Source organism: Neobacillus fumarioli NBRC 102428 (assembly GCF_001591485.1).
In the GTDB taxonomy this organism is placed as follows: domain Bacteria; phylum Bacillota; class Bacilli; order Bacillales; family Cytobacillaceae; genus Neobacillus; species Neobacillus fumarioli.
The window spans coordinates 13,856-33,822 of the sequence record NZ_BCUZ01000022.1 but is presented as its reverse complement, the minus strand read 5'-3'; the positions used below and the strand labels follow the sequence as shown (position 1 = coordinate 33,822).

Sequence of the window (19,967 nt, the reverse complement as noted above, 5' to 3'; positions counted from 1 at the left end):
GATAAATTGGACGAGGAGAAACATATGAAAACATTATACGCTGTAATAGGAAATCCGATCGGCCATTCCATGTCCCCGGTGATGCATAATGATTTATTTTCCTTGTATCATATTGATGCCTCTTATCTTCCTTTCCAAGTACAGGAAGATGATTTACAAACAGCTGTAAAAGGGTTAAAGGCACTCGGTGTCGGAGGATTTAATCTAACAGTACCTTATAAAAGCAAGATTATTCCCTTTCTTGATGAGGTAGATGAGCTGGCAGCCAGTATTGGAGCTGTTAATACAGTCGTGAACGATGGCGGAAAACTAATCGGCTATAATACAGACGGGGTTGGTTTTTTAAGGGGATTAAATGTATTAATGTCTTCATTAAAAGGGAAAAACGTTTTAATCATTGGGGCAGGCGGGGCAGCCCGGGCGATTTATTTTACACTGGCAAAAGAAAATCCGCAGGTAATTGATATTACGAACCGGACAATTACAAAAGCAGAGAGCCTGATTGAAGCGTGTCCTTATCCCATTTCTTCTAACGCATATTCATTAGATGCGGCCGAGAAAAACCTGGCTCTATATGATGTAATCATTCAAACAACATTGATTGGCATGTCACCAAAAGCTTTTGAACAGCCGCTTACCTTAAATGGGATGAAGCCGGGGACAATTGTTTGTGATATTATTTACAATCCGCTGGAAACACAGTTTTTACAAAAAGCAAGGCAAAATGGGGGAAAAACCCAAAATGGAATCGAAATGTTTGTGTTTCAGGGGGCACTTGCTTTTGAAAAATGGACTGGAATATTCCCTGATGTTGAAAGAATGAGGGAAACTATTTTTACTCAACTAGGAGGGCAACATGTTAACAGGTAAACAAAAACGATTTTTACGATCAAAGGCCCATCACTTGGATCCGATTTTTCAAGTGGGAAAGGGCGGCGTTAATGAAAATATGATAAAACAAATTGCGGACGCACTTGAAGCAAGAGAGTTGTTAAAAGTGAGTGTACTGCAAAATTGCGAGGATGATAAAACCGTTGTTGCAGAGGAACTTACTGCCGGAACAGGAGCGGAACTGGTTCAATTAATCGGAAATACAATTGTTTTATATAAAGAATCAGTGGAACATAAACAAATTACGCTTCCATAAGGAGACTTTAGGATGAATAAAATCGGCATTTTAGGCGGAACATTTGATCCGCCTCATAATGGACATTTATTGATCGCCAATGAGGTTCTTTCTGCCCTGAAGTTGGATAAAATTTGGTTTATACCAAATCAAGACCCTCCACATAAGAAGAAATCATGTTCGATAACAAATGAAGATCGTATGGAAATGCTTAAAAGGGCGTTAAACGGAAATCCGGTGTTTGATATACAAACTATTGAATTGGAAAGAACAGGTCCGTCTTATACGATTGATACGATAAGAATGATTCGGGAACAATACAAAGATCATCAGTTTTATTTCATTATCGGTGCGGACATGATTGAATATTTGCCAAAATGGAAACAAATCGATGAATTAATCGCTCTTGTCCAATTTGTCGGTGTCAAAAGACCGTCATACAGTTGTCTAACAGAATATCCGATTCTTTATGTGGATGTTCCCGCATTTGAAGTGTCGTCCAGCATGATCAGAGAAAGATTAAAAGACGGCAAATCAGTAAAATATTTAATGCCGGATGCTGTAATAGAGTTTATTAAAGAGAGGCATTTATATGGAAAGTGAAAAAGCATTAGAACTTGTAAAGAAGCAATTGACAGACCATCGCTATCAACATACGCTTGGAGTAATGGAAACAGCTATTTCTTTGGCAAAATTGTACGATGCTGATGAAAAAAAGGCTGAACTTGCCGCGATATTCCACGACTATGCCAAATTCCGGCCAAAGGAAGAAATGAAAGAAATCATACTGTCACAAGGATTTCCCAGGGATTTGCTTGACTATAATGCTGAGTTATGGCATGCACCAGTGGGCTCCTATTTGGTTGAAAAAGAGGCTGGAGTGACAGACCCCGAAATTTTAGCTGCAATCCGCTTTCATACCTCCGGCAGACCCGGAATGACATTATTGGAAAAGATCATCTATTTGGCCGATTATATCGAGCCGGGACGTCATTTCCCCGGAGTGGATGAGGTTAGGGAATTGGCTCGCAAGAACTTGGATCTAGCTTTAATAAAATCCATTCAAAATACGATAATATTCTTATTGAAAAAAAATCAAACCGTGTATCCTGACACATTTTATACGTATAATGATTTACTTAAAAATAGGAGGATTGATTGATGGACAATCAAGAATTGCTTAAAATTGCCGTTAAAGCGGCTGATGATAAAAGGGCGGAGGATATTCTAGCGCTCGATATGAAGGGGATTTCATTAATCGCTGATTATTTCGTTATTTGTCATGGGAATTCTGATAAACAAGTACAGGCCATTGCCGGAGAAATAAAGGAAAAAGCAGAGGAAAATGGCTTTTCTGTGAAACGAATGGAAGGCTTTGAGGAGGCCAGGTGGGTCTTAGTTGATTTAGGCGATGTTGTTGCTCATGTGTTTCATCGCGATGAAAGAAGCTATTATAATTTAGAACGGCTTTGGGGCGATGCGCCAAAAGTAGATATATTGAGTGTGTTAAATTCATGAGTTACAAACAATTTGCCTACCTTTATGATGAGTTGATGAAGGATGCCCCGTATGACGAGTGGGTTCGATTTGTAAAGGATATGGCGGCAAAATATTATAATCACCATGAACGCTTGCGTTTCCTTGATTTGGCCTGCGGGACAGGGGAACTTTCTATCCGTTTTGCAGAAGCTGGATTTGATGTGACCGGTGTCGATTTATCTGAAGACATGCTTGCGGTCGCACAGGCAAAAGCGGCGGAGAAAGGTGTCCAAATTCCATTTTATCAGCAAAATATGGCCGAATTAGAGGGGCTTGAGCACTTTGATGTCATCGGCATTTTCTGTGATTCTTTAAATTATTTAGAATCTGAAAAAGAGGTAGTGGCGACTTTCGTTCACGTATTTCAGTCATTAAAACCAGACGGTCTTTTTCTATTTGATGTTCATTCCCTTTATAAGATAACCAATATTTTCTCAGGGCAAACCTTTGCTCAAAATGATGAAGAAATTGCTTATATTTGGAATAGTTTCCCTGGAGAATATCCAAACAGTGTAGAACATGAGTTAAGTTTTTTTGTCTTCGATGAACAATCTCAGAAATATGACCGCTTTGATGAGCTTCACTTTCAGCGGACATTTTCGATTGACCAATATTCACAGTGGCTAACAGAAGCAGGATTTACCATTTTGGAAATCAGTGCTGATTTCGGATCAGGTACACCGGAAGAACAGTCAGAAAGAATTTTTTTTGTTGCGGCAAAATAGCCATCTTTTATCACAAAAAGATGGCTATTTTAAAAAAAATTGCAGGAATTTAGAAGAAAAAAGCGAATTAGTGAGAAGAGAACTGCAGCTCTACCTTTTCTAATTCTTCTTTAAACTTGTTATGTGTTGCTTTATATAAGTGTTCAAAAAGACTGCCAAGTTCCTTTTCCATTATTTTGATCCCTTCACCGGTAATCCCACCCTTGACAATTACCTTTTCTTGAAGAGATGGTAATGTATAAACTCCTTGTTTAATCAATTCGCCAAGTCCAACAATCATTTCACTTGCTAGAATGGTGGCTGTTTTTTCATCGATTTCCGTCACTTTCACGGCGGCGAGAATAAATGCCTGAAGCAGATAACAGAAGAAGGCAGGTCCGCAGCTGACGATGTCTGAAGCAACCCTCGTAATTTTTTCATCAATATGAACTGGCTTTGAGATTTTCTCCATTATCAGGTCAATTCTATCTCGCCACTCCTTCCGGCAATTTTCCCCATACGAAATTAATGATACTCCTGATAATGCCCGATTCGTAATGCTGGGGATGACCCGGGCCACGGAGCAGGCGATCTTACTCTCAATTTGACATGTATTGATAGGACTTGTAATAGAAATTAGGCATTTTTCCTTTGTCATGTATGGATGAATGTCATCAAGCACTGTCGTAACGTCCAGTGGTTTTACACAAATAAATACTAAATCAGACTTGGCTGCCACCTCTTTTGCATCGCCTGCGACCTTTAGACCACTATATTTATCTTTAAGCACCATTGCTTTTGCTTTTGTTCGGTTTGTAATCGTTATTGAAGAAGGGGAAATGGCTTTTCCCTCAACTAAAGCCTCCACCAGAATTGTTCCCATATTACCGGTACCAATAAAACCTAGATTCATAGTCCGACCCTCCTTCGCATGCAGGTTTCTTTTATAACATTATGAATAGCATTAGGGAAATATACCTTTAGAAAGGATGGTTCAATTGAAAGAATGGCTGATGGAACATAAAATGTATGGATTGCTAGTCATTGTAATTGCAGCATTTGGTTTATATTATTTTTTCGGACATGATGCCCAAGTACCAGCAGCGAATCAAATGCAGGGCTTTGAGACGAAGCCGCAAATCCAGAAAAAGAAAACAGACAATACAAAACAAACAGCGAAAGACAAACAGTCTGACCAAGTGATGGTCGATGTAAAGGGGCAGGTAAAACTGCCGGGGGTTTATCAGGCGAATCAAGGGGAGCGGGTAAATGATGTGATTAACCGGGCCGGAGGGTTGACAGATAAGGCAGATCAAAGTCAAGTCAATTTTGCTGAACATATAAAGGATGAAATGGTGATTTATATACCGGCAAAGGATGAGGTGCCCCAAGCACTTCCGAGCAACGGCAATACAGCCAATAATGGAAAAACCGCTGCTTCACCGGGGAATCCCACTAAAAATCAAACGAAAGTCAATTTAAATAAAGCAGACGAGACCCAGCTGCAAACTTTACCGGGAGTAGGTGCGGCAAAGGCAAAAGCGATTATTGATTACCGAGAAAAAAGCGGCCCGTTTAAGAAGATTGATGACTTAAAGAATATTAGTGGAATTGGTGATAAAACGTTTGAAAAGTTAAAAGATTTAATTGAAGTTTAATCATTTTGGATTTGACCGATTTGTCCAAACGCCGTTACACTAAAGGTGAAATGTCTTAAGGGAGTGGAGAATGTGAACCGGATTTCGTGGGATCAATATTTTATGGCACAGAGTCATTTGCTTGCATTAAGAAGCACATGCACACGCCTGACTGTAGGAGCTACGATTGTCAGGGATAAGCGGATTATTGCCGGTGGATATAACGGCTCGATTGCAGGAGGAGATCACTGTATCGATAAAGGCTGTTATGTAATTGATAATCATTGCGTACGAACAATTCACGCGGAAATGAACGCCCTCTTGCAATGTGCCAAGTTTGGCGTGCCGACAGATGGAGCAGAAATATATGTGACACATTTTCCATGTCTGCAGTGCTGCAAAGCTATTATTCAAGCAGGAATCAAAACGGTTTATTATGCCAAAGATTATAAAAATCATCCATATGCACTTGAACTGTTTGAACAGGCAGGTGTAAAGGTAGAAAAGGTTGAGTTAACCGAAGAAGTCATTGATTTCCGAACAATTCATCATTAAATCCTCATCAATTCGCCGGCATTTTCCAAGCCGGCGATCAACGTTCCTTAAAGCTAAAAAGCAAATCCCGCTAATGGAGAAGATTTGTATGAATGGAAAAAGTCTATTTTATGCTATTGCCGCCTTACTAACCGTTCTCAGCTTGTTAGTGCATCCTTCTTTTTTTATCCTCACATTGATTTATTTTTACTTTTTATATCAATATAAACGTTTTACGAAACGGCAGTTCATCGCTATCATGGTTATTATCGTGATATTTCTGCTTGTCAGTTATAAGGCCATTCGAACCAATCATTCCAACATCCCTGAAACAAAAACTTCATTTCATCTTCAATACATCGACGACCCGAAAATTGACGGTGACTTACTGCAAATAACGGCTAAAGACGCACAGTATAATGAAAAGCTGTTAATCCGCTATACCATCAAATCGGAGGAAGAGAAACATGTTTTAGAAAATATTTCCTTTTATAATAGCTTTTGTTTAGTGTCAGGTACCTTGGCGAAACCCAAAATAGCCAAAAACCCAAATGGGTTTAATTACCGGGAGTATTTGGCAATGAATCAGATTTACTGGATTGTCAATTCTGGAAATAATCCGCTGCAAAATTGTTCAGCTCAGAAATCTTCTCCAATTGTTTTTGTGAAACAGCTTCGTTTTTTTGGCATCCATTATCTTGAAACACATTTTCCGTCAGAAATTGCTTCGTTGTCAGCGGCGTTAATATTTGGAGATCGAAGTATGTTGGATCCCGAATTACTTAATGATTACCAAAAAACCGGGATTGTCCACTTGCTTGCGATATCTGGACTTCATGTGTCATTATTAATCGGAATGGTCTTTTATTTAGGAATTCGAATCGGATTTACAAGACAGTTTATGGAAAGTTTTCTGCTCGCGATCTTACCTATTTATGCTCTCCTTACCGGAGCCTCGCCATCTGTCAATCGTTCCTGCTTGATGATTTTTCTTGTGTTAATCGCGTCAAAGTGGAAACACAGGTTAAAGCTGATTTCTATTGATGCCATCAGTTTGGCTTTTATTCTCTATTTGTTTTACGACCCCTTTATTATTTTCGATATTGGCTTTCAGCTTTCTTTTACCGTTAGTTTGGCGATCATATTGTCAGTACAGCGAATCTTAATTAATGAGCAAAGTAATGTCTCCCAAATGCTGGCCACCTCTATTACAGCCCAATTAGCAGCTATGCCATTTTTACTATACCATTACTTTCAAATGCCAATTACCAGCCTCTTAGCCAATCTGCTTTACATTCCACTTTTTTCATTTATTTATATGCCTGGTTTGTACATACTGTTTTTCATTCAACTTCTGTTTGGAAAAACTCCTCAGCTTTTGATCACTCTTTTTGAAAAAGTGATTCATTTTTCTAATCAGCTGATCGGGATTTTTAGTCATGTCCCTTTGGGACAGTTTGTTCCCGGCCGGCCGAATTTCTTGTTTTTACTAATTTATGGTTTTCTGATTTCACTGATTTTTTATATATGGGAGTCAAAATTTCACGTTAAATGGAAAAGGAATTTGTTTTTTTGCAGTATTTTACTGTTTACACTGCAACCCATATGGAATTGGCTTAATCCGTTCGGTGAAGTGACCATGATTGATGTAGGCCAGGGAGATAGTATTTTGATTCATCTGCCATTTGGAAAGGGAAATTATTTGATTGATACCGGGGGAACATTGCAATTTTCTGAAGAAAAATGGAAACAGCGTGAAAAGTCGTTTGAAGTTGGAAGAGATATAGTTGTCCCTTTTTTAAAATCAAAGGGAATTACTAAACTTGATAAGCTGATCCTTACGCATGGGGATCTGGATCATATAGGCGGCAGTTTATCCATTATGAACGAGCTCAAGGTCAAACAAATTGTTCTGCCGGATGTGGCAGAGGAATCAGAAACCGAGAAGAGAATCATAAATGCAGCAAAGTTAAAAGGAATTCCGGTCATTAAGGGATCAAAAGGAATGCAATGGGAGAGCGGAGAGAATACATTTACGATCCTTTCACCAGAACGGAATTTTAGTGGGGGGCGGAACAGCGGATCATTAACTATTCTGGCACAAATTGATGGTTTCAGTTGGTTTTTTGGCGGTGATCTTGACCAAGCGGGAGAGGAGAGAGTTATTAAGAATTTTCCAAACTTACACGTTGATGTGTTAAAAGCAGGACACCATGGCAGCAGGACTTCGAGCAGCCCGTTGTTTATCAAGCAAGCAAAACCCCGGGTGGCGCTTATTTCTGCAGGTGAAAAGAACCGGTTTGGCCATCCTCATCAAGAAGTTTTGCAGCTGCTGAAACAAGAAAATGTCAGCATTTACCGAACGGATTTACAGGGAGCCATCACTTATCGCTTTTTCTGTAGAAAAGGAACCTTTTTCCCCTTCTTACAATAGAATATACTATCAATTGAATAAAGAGGCTGTCCAAACTTACAGCCTCTTAGAATGATGAATTATTTTATGAACCAATTTGCTTAACAACTGTTGCGATGATGAATATAATAGCAAAAAAAACAAAAGAAACGCCAAAACCTACCCCTGAATCAATTGCATCGTTTCGTTTACTTTGCACATTTTTTTCAAATTCGTTCACGCGCAACCCCTCCTATTTTAAACATAGTATAAGTGATTTTTGAAAAAAAATCCAGTATCCTCGAATTGCTTTCCTATACTTACAAGAGTTGTCAAAATAGTTATACCCTCAAAAGGTCAAAATAATGATTACAATATGGTACTCCGCCAGATCATAATAGATCCTAGGGCTGTTATACTGGCGTTCAATATAGATCGGGAATTGGCATTTCTTAGCGCATGCCAGTTCCCTTTATCATTTTAAGCTTATACTTGTCAAACAATCTCCGCTTCATTACGATAGTATAGAGTGAATTGAAGGGGAGCTTGAACATGGTATTCGATATTTGGCGTAAAATGAAACAAAGGGAATTTGCTCCTATTTATTTAGTATATGGAACAGAAGCGTTTTTAATCAATGAAACGAAGGATTTATTGCTGAAATCGGCCTTAACTGAAGAAGAAATGGACTTAAACTATTCTGTCTATGATTTAGAAGAAACGCCAGTTGAACTTGCGTTAGAAGATGCCGAAACATTTCCTTTTTTTGGTGAACGGAAAGTGGTTTTGCTTCATAATCCTGTTTTCTTAACGGCGGAGAAGTCAAAAGAAAAGGCTGCTCATAATGTGGAAAGGCTGGAGGCCTATTTAAAAGAACCCGCCCCATATACCGTTTTGGTGATCATGGCTCCATATGAAAAGCTGGATGAACGGAAAAAAATCACGAAAGAGCTTAAAAGAAACGCGGAAATAGTAGAAGCGAAAAAGTTAAACGAACAGGAGTTAAAGAATTGGATCAAACAAAGGGCGAAGCAATTTAGCGTTGAAATTGAGCCAGAGGCAATTGAACTTTTGCTGATGCTTGTCGGAACAAATATGTTTATGCTCTCAAGTGAAATTGAAAAGCTTTCTTTATATGCAGCTAATAAAAAACAGATAAATACAGCAATAGTCGAAAAACTAGCGGCAAGGACGCTTGAGCAAAATATTTTTACATTGATTGATAAAGTGGTGCAGAAGAAGCCTGATGAGGCGCTCAGGATTTATTATGATCTTTTAAAGCAAAATGAAGAACCGATCAAAATATTAGCGCTAATTTCCGCTCAATTTAGGTTGATCTATCAGACGAAAGAGCTTTCCAGGAGAGGGTATGGTCAGCAGCAAATTGCCGGATTTCTTAAGACCCATCCATTTCGGGTAAAGCTAGCCCTTGGACAAGCTTCCCGGTTTAAGGACGAAGAACTTGTGCAGTTAATTGATCTGCTTGCTGACGCCGATTACAAAGTGAAAACTGGCGGCATGAATAAATCGCTGGTGATGGAAATGCTGTTATTTCAATTGAATAAATAAGAAAAGCGCAAGCGCTTGGTTAGCCCCGACAGGCAAATGTTCTTCAGCCCTAAAAGTCTGTTTTTTGGACTTTTAGGGCATCTGGTTTTTGTCCCGAGGGGCTTGGACGCTTGCGCTGGACAATTTTCGAAGTTAAAATTTATACTTTCTTTACTTTTAATAAAAAACGATTCCTTAAAAAAGGAATCGTTTTTTATTAAAGGCCGTTTACTTTTTTCACTAAACGAGATTTTTTGCGGGCAGCCGCGTTTTTGTGGATAAGTCCTTTTCTTGCAGCTTTGTCCAGTTTGCTTGATGCAACTACTAAAGCTTCTTTTGCAGCAGCTGCATCTTTAAGAGTAACAGCAGCTTCTACTTTTTTAATAGCCGTACGCATTGCGGATTTTTCCATTGTATTTTTTGCATTACGAGCTTCGCTTGTTTTTACGCGTTTAATTGCAGATTTAATATTAGGCATTCCATTCACCTCCTACAAAGAATCGAGACTATATGAACTCGACTAGCATTCATAAATAAATATTTGCAACAAGAGATATTTTAACAAACGAAAACCTATATTGCAATACGGAAATTTCACCTGCGTTAAGTATTTTTCCTTGCATGTTTTATTTCTTAAGGGGAAAAATAGGAAGTAGTTTCTGCAGGCAGTCTTTATAGGAGGTTGGATCCATGAAGGAAGCGATTGATTTAAGCAAATATTCGGTTCGAACCGATTTGGCAATTGAAGCAAGAGAAATGCTGCTCGCGCAATCAGTTGAACAGGGGGAAAATCTTTCCCAGGTTGAAGGCGTGATTATTAAGGAAAAAGATGTCGATGATATAAAAATCTCTTTAGTAGAAGTAACAGAACAAGGAGAAAAACAGCTTGGCAAGAAAGCAGGAAGATACTTGACACTTGAAGTTCAAGGAATCCGTGAACAAGACACGGACTTGCAGCAAAAGGTGGAAGCCGTTTTTGCTGCGGAGTTTTCCCGCTTTTTGGAATCGAGCGGCATTAAAAAAACGGATTCCTGCCTAATTGTCGGTTTGGGGAATTGGAATGTTACCCCGGACGCCCTCGGACCGATGGTTTGCGAAAACTTGTTGATCACTAGGCATTTATTTCAACTTCAACCGGAACATGTGGAAAAAGGGTTTCGTTCTGTCAGTGCCCTTTCACCTGGCGTTATGGGGCTGACCGGAATCGAGACAAGCGATATTATTTTTGGGGTAGTGGAAAAAACGAAGCCTGATTTCGTTATTGCGATTGATGCTTTAGCATCCCGCTCTATCGACCGCGTGAATTCGACAATTCAAATATCTGATACAGGCATTCATCCCGGTTCGGGGGTAGGTAATAAACGGAAAGAATTAAGTAAAGAAACGTTAGGGATTCCGGTTTTTGCTATAGGTGTTCCGACAGTGGTTGATGCTGTATCCATTACTAGTGATACCATTGACTATATCTTGAAACATTTTGGCAAAGAAATGCGGGAAGGAAACAGGCCATCAAGGGCGCTGGCACCAGCCGGAATGAGTTTTGGCGAAGGCCGAAAGCTGACAGAACAGGATTTGCCGGATGAACAGCATCGAAAAACATTCCTTGGCATCATTGGTACATTGCCGGAGGATGAGAAGCGAAAGTTAATCTATGAAGTATTGTCGCCGTTAGGCCATAACTTAATGGTAACACCAAAGGAAGTAGATGTGTTTATTGAAGATATGGCCAATTTAATTGCCAATGGACTGAATTCCTCTCTCCACAGCAACGTGGACCAAGAAAATGCTGGTTACTATACGAGATAACTGCCAAAATTAGTTCTATCATCTCTAGTAATGCATAAGATTTACTAGAATGAATTTAAAGGAGCACATTTCATATGAAGATGTTCATATTGAAAACATTTTGTTTGGCTTCTATTTTGTTTATTGCAGTATTAACAGGGATGCAGATGGCTAGTAACGGAATTCAAAAAACAAAGGGCAATAGTGATTTCAAACATACCACTTTACTCAAAGCAACAGATAAGAAAGGAATCGGACCTTTAAGCCACGATATTCAAGCGAAAAAGAAAAAGCTGGAAGAACTATATTCCGCAAACTTATTCTCATCGATTGGAAAGAAAATGTCAGATGGTCTAACCCATGCCTCGGCAAAATTCATTGATAATATAACGAAATGAAAGTGAAAAGCACCTGTTCAACCATTCAAAACCGGGTGCTCTCACTTTTGATTGAATCTTGTTTCTCCTGCTGATATAATCAAGACTAGTGTACGTGTGCGAGTATAGCAGGAGTGAACAAGATGAACAGAGAAGAAAGACTCAAAAGGCAAGAGAAAATCAGAAATTTTTCGATTATTGCTCACATAGATCATGGAAAATCAACATTAGCCGACCGAATTTTAGAAAAAACTAATGCGCTCTCATCTCGGGAAATGAAAGATCAGCTTCTGGACTCGATGGATTTGGAAAGAGAACGCGGAATCACAATTAAATTAAATGCCGTTCAGCTTAAGTATAAAGCAAAGGATGGCGAAGAATATATTTTCCACTTAATTGACACGCCGGGACATGTCGACTTTACGTACGAGGTTTCCCGGAGTCTTGCTGCCTGTGAAGGGGCGATCCTGGTCGTTGATGCGGCGCAGGGAATTGAAGCACAGACATTGGCAAATGTTTATTTGGCGCTGGATAACGATTTGGAAATCCTGCCGGTCATTAATAAAATTGATTTGCCAAGCGCTGATCCAGAAAGAGTGCGAAATGAAATCGAAGAGGTCATCGGCTTGGATGCCTCCGAGGCTGTTTTAGCTTCGGCAAAAGCTGGAATTGGCATTGAGGAAATTTTGGAACAGGTGGTTGAAAGGGTTCCAGCGCCTTCCGGAGATCCGGATGCTCCGTTAAAAGCGCTGATCTTTGACTCGCTTTATGACGCATACCGCGGAGTGGTCGCTTATATTCGTGTGGTTGACGGCACTGTCAAAGTTGGAGATAAGATCAAAATGATGGCAACTGGGGCAGAATTCGAAGTCACTGAAGTTGGTGTGCTTACCCCAAAGGCTGTACAGCGCGATGAATTGTCTGTAGGGGATGTTGGTTTTTTAACTGCCTCGATAAAGAATGTCAGTGATACAAGGGTCGGGGATACGATTACAAATGCCAAAAACGGCGCAGCCGAACCGCTTCCCGGCTATCGGAAATTAAACCCAATGGTCTATTGCGGTCTTTATCCGATTGATACGTCCAAGTTTAATGATTTGCGTGAAGCGTTGGAAAAACTGCAATTAAATGATTCCGCCCTGCAATTCGAACCGGAGACATCACAAGCATTGGGCTTTGGTTTCCGCTGCGGCTTCCTTGGACTTCTTCACATGGAAATTATCCAGGAGCGGATTGAGCGGGAATTTAAGATTGATTTAATTACTACTGCACCAAGTGTAATTTATCATGTCTATTTGACTGATGGGGAACAGATGAATGTGGACAACCCGTCGAATATGCCTGAACCGCAAAAAATCGATCGGGTGGAAGAGCCGTATGTAAAAGCCACGATCATGTCGCCAAATGATTATGTCGGTGCAATTATGGAGCTATGCCAGAATAAGCGCGGAATCTTTATTGATATGCAATACTTGGATCAAACGAGAGTCAGCATTATTTATGAAATTCCTCTTTCTGAAATCGTCTATGATTTCTTTGACCAGCTCAAATCAAGTACAAAAGGGTACGCCTCATTTGATTATGAATTGATTGGCTATAAACCATCCAAACTTGTGAAGATGGATATCCTGTTAAACGGGGAAACCGTTGATGCTTTAAGTTTTATTGTTCATAAAGATTTTGCATATGAGCGCGGGAAGGTCATAGTTGAGAAACTGAAAGATTTAATACCGAGACAGCAATTTGAAGTTCCTGTTCAGGCGGCAATTGGTACGAAAATAATTGCACGTTCGACCATCAAGGCGATGCGGAAAAACGTGTTGGCCAAATGTTACGGGGGAGATATATCCCGAAAACGGAAATTGCTTGAAAAGCAAAAAGAAGGTAAAAAACGGATGAAGCAGGTCGGCTCTGTTGAGGTACCACAAGAAGCGTTTATGGCTGTTTTAAAAATGGACGATAATAATTCCAAGAAATAATCACAAAAAGGAGGTAAGGATGCCTTTATTGACGGGGTTTCCTGCCTCTTTTTGTTACTAAGAATAGAAGGTGTATTAAATAAAATGATTAAAGCGGCCTATCTTCATATACCATTTTGCGAACATATTTGCCATTATTGCGATTTTAATAAGGTATTTTTAAAAGGGCAGCCTGTCGATGACTATTTAAAGTCCATTGAAAAAGAAATCATCATGACGCTTGAAGCTTTTCCGACTGATGGCCTAAAGACTATTTTTGTTGGCGGCGGTACACCGACTTCCTTGAATGAGCGTCAGCTTGATCGGTTTTGCCAAATTATGAACCGCACTCTTCCGCAAAACGGGATAGTTGAGTTTACTTTTGAAGCCAATCCGGGTGATTTAACGAAAAATAAACTGCAAATATTAAAGGATGCGGGCGTCAACCGTCTCAGTTTAGGTGTTCAAACTTTTAATCATGATTTATTAGAACGAATCGGCCGGGTTCACCGCTCAGAAGATGTGTATCAAACAGTTACGGCTGCGAAAAAAGTTGGATTTGATAATATAAGTGTCGACCTTATGTTTAGTTTGCCAACGCAAACTATTGCTGATTTTAAAGAAACATTAAGAGAAGCTTTTTCTCTGGATATTCCTCATTATTCGGCCTATTCATTAATGATTGAACCCAAAACTGTATTTTATAATTTAATGAAGAAAGGAAAACTGCCGACGCCAGGTGAAGATATCGAAGCACAGATGTATGAAATGCTTATGGAAGAAATGGAAAAACACGGTTTCCGTCAATATGAAATCAGCAATTTTGCTAAGCCTGGCTATGAAAGCAAGCATAACCTAACCTATTGGAATAACGAATTCTATTATGGTTTTGGCGCAGGAGCCCATAGTTATGTAAATGGATTTAGAAGATCGAATATCGGTCCGGTTAAAAAATATATTGAGAAGATTAACAGCGGCAGAGAACCGATCATAGAAAATCATTATGTGACGTTGGCAGAGCAAATGGAGGAAGAAATGTTCTTAGGATTGCGGAAAACGAAAGGGATATCGATTACCCATTTTAATAGAAAATTTGCCAAGAATCCCTTACAGTTATTTGAAGATCCAATAAACGAATTACTCGCGAAACAATGGATAGAAGTGAAGGATGATTATATATATTTAACTAAACAGGGACGTCTTTTAGGAAATGAAGTGTTCCAAGTTTTTTTAGGTGTTGTTTAGTTTTTGTGTTTTTAAGGAGTTTATAGATTGACACTATCCCTCCTTTTTGATAATTTATTAGTATAATTAGCACTCTCAATTGATGAGTGCTAACAGAGGTGATGCTAGTTGTTAACAGATCGTCAATTGTTAATTCTTCAGGTTATCGTTGATGACTTTATTCGATCTGCACAACCTGTCGGCTCTAGAAGTTTGTCGAAAAAAGAAGGAATTACTTTTAGTTCGGCAACCATCCGTAATGAAATGGCCGATCTTGAAGAAATGGGTTACCTAGAGAAGACGCATACTTCATCAGGTCGTGTTCCATCTGAAAAAGGTTATCGATACTATGTCGATCATTTGCTTTCGCCTCAAGTGTTAACAAAGCACGACATTTCTGTTATTAAATCGATTTTTGCTGAAAAGATTTTTGAATTTGAAAAAATCATTCAAAAATCGGCAAAGATTTTGTCTGACCTGACGAATTACACATCTATTGTGCTAGGACCAGCTGTCAGCGAAAATAAATTAAAAAAGATTCAAATCATTCCTTTAAATAAAGATACAGCAGTGGCCATTTTCGTAACAGATACAGGACATGTCGAGAACAGAACATTGTCGTTGCCGGCTTCGGTTGATGCCAGCGATATTGAAAAAATCGTCAATATCTTAAATGAACGTTTAACAGGGGTACCGGTTGAGGACTTAAACGATAAAATTTATAAAGAAGTGGCTGTGTTGTTAAAGCAGCATATTCATGAACATGACGTGATGCTCCACACGCTCGCCCAGCTGTTAAAGGTGCCGGTCACGGAAAAACTTTTTTTTGGCGGCAAGATGAATATGTTAAGCATGCCGGAATTTCATGATATTACAAAGATACGTAATTTGCTGACCATCATTGACCAGGAAGAATGGATCTCCAATTTAAGAAACAACGCAAAAGGAATCCATGTAAAGATTGGCAGTGAGAATAATATTAGCGCGATGGAAGAATGTAGCCTGATCACGGCCACTTATTCCGCGGGGGATGAAAAACTCGGCACGATTGCAATTCTTGGTCCTACAAGGATGGAGTATTCGCGGGTGATTAGTTTACTGCAATTTTTCAGCAGAGATTTAACTGCAGTTTTAACTAAATTGTATCAAAGTGAATGACACTGGCAATATTGAGTAAGGGTGAAATTCTTGTCATTTCACCCATATTACCATGTCATTATGTATCTTTATGATAAATGAAAAAAACATTTAAGGGAGGTGAGTAAGTTGACGAATGAAAAAAAATCTTCACTAAATGAAGAAATGGAAAACCAAGAAAATGTTGAACTTACTGGAGAAAATGAAGCTGATGAGGTTGTTCAGTCAAATCAAAAAGCGGAATCAATACCAAATGACCAGGAAGAAAAACTTCAGGAAATTAACAACTTAAAAGCACAATTGGAAGAAATGGAAAACCGTTATTTGCGCCTGCAGGCTGATTTTGATAACTTCCGCAGACGTACAAGATTAGAACAAGAAGCAAGTGAAAAATATCGGGCACAAAAACTGATTACGGATTTACTTCCTGTTATAGATAACTTTGAAAGAGCATTGGCAGTCGAAGCTGACAATGATCAAACAAAGACTTTGCTTCAAGGTATGGATATGGTCTACCGCAGCCTTATAGACGCTTTGAAAAAAGAAGGCATTGAAATCATTGAAGCGGTCGGCAAAGAGTTTGACCCCCACAAGCATCATGCCGTTATGCAAGGTGAAGATGAAAACTTCGGGGCAAATATTGTGATCGAAGAATTCCAAAAAGGCTATTTATTAAAAGATCGGGTTATCCGGCCTGCAATGGTGAAGGTAAACCAATCATAGTTTTACATATCATTTTTTAAGGAGGAAATAGTTATGAGTAAAATTATCGGGATCGACCTTGGTACAACTAACTCTTGTGTTGCTGTACTTGAAGGCGGGGAAGCAAAAGTTATTCCTAACCCGGAAGGAAACCGCACGACTCCATCTGTAGTCGCCTTCAAAAATGGCGAACGCCAGGTTGGAGAAGTTGCAAAGCGCCAAGCAATTACCAATCCGAATACGATTATTTCAATTAAGCGCCATATGGGCTCCGATTACAAGGTGGAAATTGAAGGGAAGAAGTATACTCCTCAAGAGATCTCTGCGATCATTCTTCAATATTTAAAATCATATGCTGAAGATTATCTTGGCGAACCGGTTACAAAAGCAGTTATTACAGTTCCGGCTTACTTTAACGATGCACAGCGTCAGGCAACGAAAGATGCTGGTAAAATTGCCGGCCTGGAAGTAGAACGGATTATCAATGAACCGACTGCTGCAGCACTTGCTTATGGTTTGGATAAAACGGATCAAGATCAAACTATCCTTGTTTACGACCTTGGCGGCGGTACTTTCGACGTTTCCATTTTGGAACTTGGCGACGGCGTATTTGAAGTAAAAGCTACTGCTGGGGATAACCGTCTAGGCGGTGACGATTTTGACCAAGTCATTATCGATTATCTCGTTGAACAATTCAAAAAGGAAAACGGCATTGATCTTTCTCAAGATAAAATGGCATTACAGCGATTGAAAGATGCCGCTGAAAAAGCGAAAAAAGATCTTTCTGGTGTAACTTCCACCCAAATATCTCTGCCGTTTATAACAGCTGGTCCTTCTGGCCCGCTTCACCTTGATGTAACGATGACAAGAGCAAAATTCGAGGAACTATCCGCTCATTTAGTTGAACGGACAATGGGCCCGACCCGTCAGGCATTAAGTGATGCGGGATTAACAGCTGCTGATATCGATAAGGTTATTCTTGTCGGTGGTTCTACCCGTATTCCGGCCGTTCAGGAAGCGATTAAAAAAGCAACTGGAAAAGAACCTCACCGCGGGGTAAACCCGGATGAAGTAGTAGCAATGGGGGCAGCAATCCAAGGCGGCGTTATTACAGGGGATGTTAAAGATGTTGTCTTGCTTGACGTAACACCACTTTCACTTGGAATTGAAACAATGGGTGGCGTATTTACAAAATTAATTGAGCGTAATACAACAATTCCAACATCAAAATCACAAATTTTCTCAACTGCCGCTGACAACCAAACTGCAGTTGATATCCATGTTCTTCAAGGTGAGCGTCCGATGGCAGCGGATAATAAAACATTGGGCCGCTTCCAGTTGTCCGATATACCGCCGGCACCGCGCGGAGTACCGCAAATTGAGGTAACGTTTGATATTGATAAAAACGGTATTGTAAATGTTCGTGCGAAAGATCTAGGCACCAATAAAGAACAGCAAATCACGATTAAATCTTCAACAGGTCTTTCTGATGAAGAAATTCAAAAGATGGTAAAAGAAGCTGAAATGAATGCAGAGGCTGATAAAAAACGCAAGGAGGAAGCAGAGCTCCGCAATGAAGCAGATCAGCTTGTTTTTATGACAGATAAAACATTAAAAGACCTTGAGGGCAAAGTAGATGCACAAGAGGTAGCAAAAGCAAATGAAGCAAAAGATGCTCTGAAGAAAGCAATTGAATCAAATGACCTTTCAGAAATTCGTGCGAAAAAGGATGCACTTCAGCAAATTGTCCAAGATTTGACTGTTAAGCTTTATCAACAAGCTGCAGGGCAGGCACAGGGACAGCCTCAAGGCGGTTCAAGCACAGACGGAAAGAACGACAATGTAGTCGATGCGGAATTTGAAGAAGTTAAAGACGATAAATAAAGCAAGATTTGTTTCGAAGATAGCAAATAGTTTTTTGATCGTGAGTGTCTATACTGTTATAGCTCGATGAAAAGAGCTTGACGGTTACTTTTAGTGTTAGTTTTAGAAAAAGTCAAAGTCAGTCTAAGCAGGCTTTGGCTTTTTCTATGTTAGCTGATATGAAAGCATAACTTTGAAAAAAATCTGTCTTCGCCCTATAAGCTTTTCTTATCTAATGGTGTTTTTCTATTGCGATACAGTTCTTTAGGGTGTTAAAATAATCTTTATGTGACAGATTCGGGAGTGGTAATCATGAGTAAACGGGATTACTATGAAGTGCTAGGGGTTTCCAAGGGCGCTTCTAAAGATGAAATAAAGAAGGCTTATCGTAAGCTGTCGAAAAAATATCATCCAGATATTAATAAAGAGCCGGATGCAGCCGAAAAATTTAAAGAAATAACGGAAGCTTATGAAGTATTAAGTGATGATCAGAAAAGGGCAAACTATGATCAATTCGGTCATGCGGATCCAAATCAAGGATTTGGCGGATTTGGGGGAGCGGATTTTGGCGGTTTCGGCGGTTTTGAAGATATTTTCAATACCTTTTTTGGCGGCGGATCGCGTAGAAGAGACCCGAATGCCCCAAGGCAAGGTGCCGACCTGCAATATACGATGACTATTTCTTTTGAAGAAGCGGCATTTGGTAAGGAAACCGATATTGAAATTCCTCGTGAAGAAACATGTGAAACCTGTCATGGTTCAGGGGCAAAACCAGGAACAAAACCGGAAACCTGCCGGCATTGTAATGGTACAGGTCAAATTAGTGTTGAACAAAATACTCCTTTTGGCAGAATTGTCAATCGCCGGACTTGTCAATACTGCAACGGTACAGGGAAGGAAATTAAACAAAAATGTTCCACTTGCGGCGGGCTTGGCAAAGTGAAAAAACGCCGGAAAATCCATGTGAAAATCCCTGCAGGAATTGATGATGGGCAGCAGCTGCGCATGGCTGGACAAGGAGAAGCCGGTATTAACGGCGGACCGGCCGGAGATCTTTATGTCATCTTCCATGTCCGCAGACATGAGTTCTTTGAGAGAGATGAAGATGACATCTATTGTGAAATGCCGATCACATTTGTACAGGCAGCATTGGGTGCGGAAATCGAAGTACCAACATTGCACGGCAAAGTAAAATTAAAAATACCGGCAGGAACACAAACGGGAACCAAATTCCGCTTAAAAGGAAAGGGCGTGCCGAATGTTCGAGGCTACGGAATTGGTGACCAGCATATTGAAGTGCGGGTGATTACACCTACAAAGCTGAGCGAAAAACAGAAACAGTTGCTTAGAGAATTTGGCGAAGCAAGCGGTTCAGCACCTATGGGTGATCATGAAGAAAGTTTTTTCTCAAAAGTAAAACGGGCCTTTAAAGGCGAATAAG

Annotated in this window: 21 protein-coding genes; 18 read left to right on the top strand and 3 right to left on the bottom strand. The window is 39.8% G+C overall.

Going from position 1 to position 19,967, the window contains the following annotated elements; all coding sequences use genetic code 11:
* The 6 genes from aroE to BFU02S_RS06010 all read left to right on the top strand — a co-directional run.
* The coding region (aroE, locus tag BFU02S_RS06035; RefSeq protein WP_369690647.1) for a shikimate dehydrogenase at positions 1-870 on the top strand (870 nt) is incomplete at its 5' end.
* Entirely contained in the window at positions 857-1,147 is a 291-nt protein-coding gene (gene yhbY, locus BFU02S_RS06030) for a ribosome assembly RNA-binding protein YhbY (RefSeq protein WP_066367943.1), read from the top strand. The genes aroE and yhbY, both read left to right, overlap by 14 nt.
* A 12-nt stretch (positions 1,148-1,159) precedes the next feature.
* Entirely contained in the window at positions 1,160-1,729 is a 570-nt protein-coding gene (locus BFU02S_RS06025) for a nicotinate-nucleotide adenylyltransferase (RefSeq protein ID WP_066367941.1), read from the top strand.
* Positions 1,719-2,288, top strand: a complete 570-nt coding sequence (yqeK, locus tag BFU02S_RS06020; protein WP_066367939.1) for a bis(5'-nucleosyl)-tetraphosphatase (symmetrical) YqeK — start codon at positions 1,719-1,721, stop codon at positions 2,286-2,288. Before BFU02S_RS06025 ends, yqeK begins: the two co-directional genes overlap by 11 nt.
* On the top strand, positions 2,288-2,644 hold the full coding sequence (rsfS, locus tag BFU02S_RS06015; RefSeq protein WP_066367937.1) for a ribosome silencing factor: 357 nt from the start codon (positions 2,288-2,290) through the stop codon (positions 2,642-2,644). The genes yqeK and rsfS overlap by 1 nt, the downstream gene beginning before the upstream one ends.
* The gene (locus tag BFU02S_RS06010; protein ID WP_066367934.1) at positions 2,641-3,390 is read left to right on the top strand and encodes a class I SAM-dependent DNA methyltransferase; all 750 of its coding nucleotides are present in this window, start codon (positions 2,641-2,643) and stop codon (positions 3,388-3,390) included. Before rsfS ends, BFU02S_RS06010 begins: the two co-directional genes overlap by 4 nt.
* Positions 3,391-3,457: 67 nt before the next feature.
* On the opposite strand, the gene comER is transcribed toward BFU02S_RS06010, so the two are convergent.
* Positions 3,458-4,282 (bottom strand): late competence protein ComER, encoded by an 825-nt coding sequence (gene comER, locus BFU02S_RS06005; RefSeq protein WP_066367932.1) that lies wholly within the window; start codon positions 4,280-4,282, stop codon positions 3,458-3,460.
* A gap of 85 nt (positions 4,283-4,367) precedes the next feature.
* On the opposite strand from comER, the gene BFU02S_RS06000 reads away from it, so the two are divergent.
* From BFU02S_RS06000 to BFU02S_RS05990, 3 genes are all read left to right on the top strand, one after another.
* Positions 4,368-5,027, top strand: a complete 660-nt coding sequence (locus BFU02S_RS06000) for a helix-hairpin-helix domain-containing protein (RefSeq protein WP_066367929.1) — start codon at positions 4,368-4,370, stop codon at positions 5,025-5,027.
* 72 nt (positions 5,028-5,099) lie between these two features.
* Positions 5,100-5,561, top strand: a complete 462-nt coding sequence (locus BFU02S_RS05995) for a ComE operon protein 2 (RefSeq protein ID WP_066367924.1) — start codon at positions 5,100-5,102, stop codon at positions 5,559-5,561.
* An 88-nt stretch (positions 5,562-5,649) separates the two neighbouring features.
* On the top strand, positions 5,650-7,974 hold the full coding sequence (locus BFU02S_RS05990) for a DNA internalization-related competence protein ComEC/Rec2 (RefSeq protein WP_066367917.1): 2,325 nt from the start codon (positions 5,650-5,652) through the stop codon (positions 7,972-7,974).
* A gap of 64 nt (positions 7,975-8,038) precedes the next feature.
* Here BFU02S_RS05990 and BFU02S_RS16300 read toward each other — a convergent pair whose 3' ends face one another.
* Positions 8,039-8,173: a YqzM family protein gene (locus BFU02S_RS16300; RefSeq protein ID WP_084361005.1), complete on the bottom strand. Its 135-nt coding sequence runs from the start codon at positions 8,171-8,173 to the stop codon at positions 8,039-8,041.
* Positions 8,174-8,484: 311 nt separating this feature from the next.
* On the opposite strand from BFU02S_RS16300, the gene holA reads away from it, so the two are divergent.
* A complete protein-coding gene (gene holA, locus BFU02S_RS05985) occupies positions 8,485-9,501 on the top strand; it encodes a DNA polymerase III subunit delta (RefSeq protein WP_066367914.1) in 1,017 nt (338 codons plus the stop codon).
* 196 nt (positions 9,502-9,697) lie between these two features.
* On the opposite strand, the gene rpsT is transcribed toward holA, so the two are convergent.
* Positions 9,698-9,958, bottom strand: a complete 261-nt coding sequence (gene rpsT / locus BFU02S_RS05980) for a 30S ribosomal protein S20 (RefSeq protein WP_066367911.1) — start codon at positions 9,956-9,958, stop codon at positions 9,698-9,700.
* A gap of 212 nt (positions 9,959-10,170) precedes the next feature.
* Here rpsT and gpr point away from each other — a divergent pair, with 212 nt between their 5' ends.
* The 8 genes from gpr to dnaJ all read left to right on the top strand — a co-directional run bounded on the left by gpr (position 10,171) and on the right by dnaJ (position 19,966).
* Positions 10,171-11,286, top strand: coding sequence for a GPR endopeptidase (gene gpr, locus BFU02S_RS05975; RefSeq protein WP_066367907.1), 1,116 nt, complete (start codon positions 10,171-10,173; stop codon positions 11,284-11,286).
* A 74-nt stretch (positions 11,287-11,360) separates the two neighbouring features.
* The gene (locus BFU02S_RS05970) at positions 11,361-11,663 is read left to right on the top strand and encodes a DUF3679 domain-containing protein (RefSeq protein WP_066367905.1); all 303 of its coding nucleotides are present in this window, start codon (positions 11,361-11,363) and stop codon (positions 11,661-11,663) included.
* 122 nt (positions 11,664-11,785) lie between these two features.
* Positions 11,786-13,621 (top strand): translation elongation factor 4, encoded by a 1,836-nt coding sequence (lepA, locus tag BFU02S_RS05965; protein WP_066367904.1) that lies wholly within the window; start codon positions 11,786-11,788, stop codon positions 13,619-13,621.
* Between the two features lie 84 nt (positions 13,622-13,705).
* Complete coding sequence (gene hemW, locus BFU02S_RS05960) at positions 13,706-14,845, top strand: radical SAM family heme chaperone HemW (RefSeq protein ID WP_066367899.1); 1,140 nt, start codon at positions 13,706-13,708, stop codon at positions 14,843-14,845.
* A 108-nt stretch (positions 14,846-14,953) separates the two neighbouring features.
* Entirely contained in the window at positions 14,954-15,982 is a 1,029-nt protein-coding gene (hrcA, locus tag BFU02S_RS05955) for a heat-inducible transcriptional repressor HrcA (RefSeq protein WP_066367897.1), read from the top strand.
* A 108-nt stretch (positions 15,983-16,090) separates the two neighbouring features.
* Positions 16,091-16,684 (top strand): nucleotide exchange factor GrpE, encoded by a 594-nt coding sequence (grpE, locus tag BFU02S_RS05950; RefSeq protein WP_084361004.1) that lies wholly within the window; start codon positions 16,091-16,093, stop codon positions 16,682-16,684.
* 33 nt (positions 16,685-16,717) lie between these two features.
* Positions 16,718-18,547: a molecular chaperone DnaK gene (gene dnaK, locus BFU02S_RS05945; protein WP_066367891.1), complete on the top strand. Its 1,830-nt coding sequence runs from the start codon at positions 16,718-16,720 to the stop codon at positions 18,545-18,547.
* Positions 18,548-18,838: 291 nt separating this feature from the next.
* A complete protein-coding gene (gene dnaJ, locus BFU02S_RS05940; RefSeq protein ID WP_066367889.1) occupies positions 18,839-19,966 on the top strand; it encodes a molecular chaperone DnaJ in 1,128 nt (375 codons plus the stop codon).
* Position 19,967 lies beyond the last annotated feature (1 nt).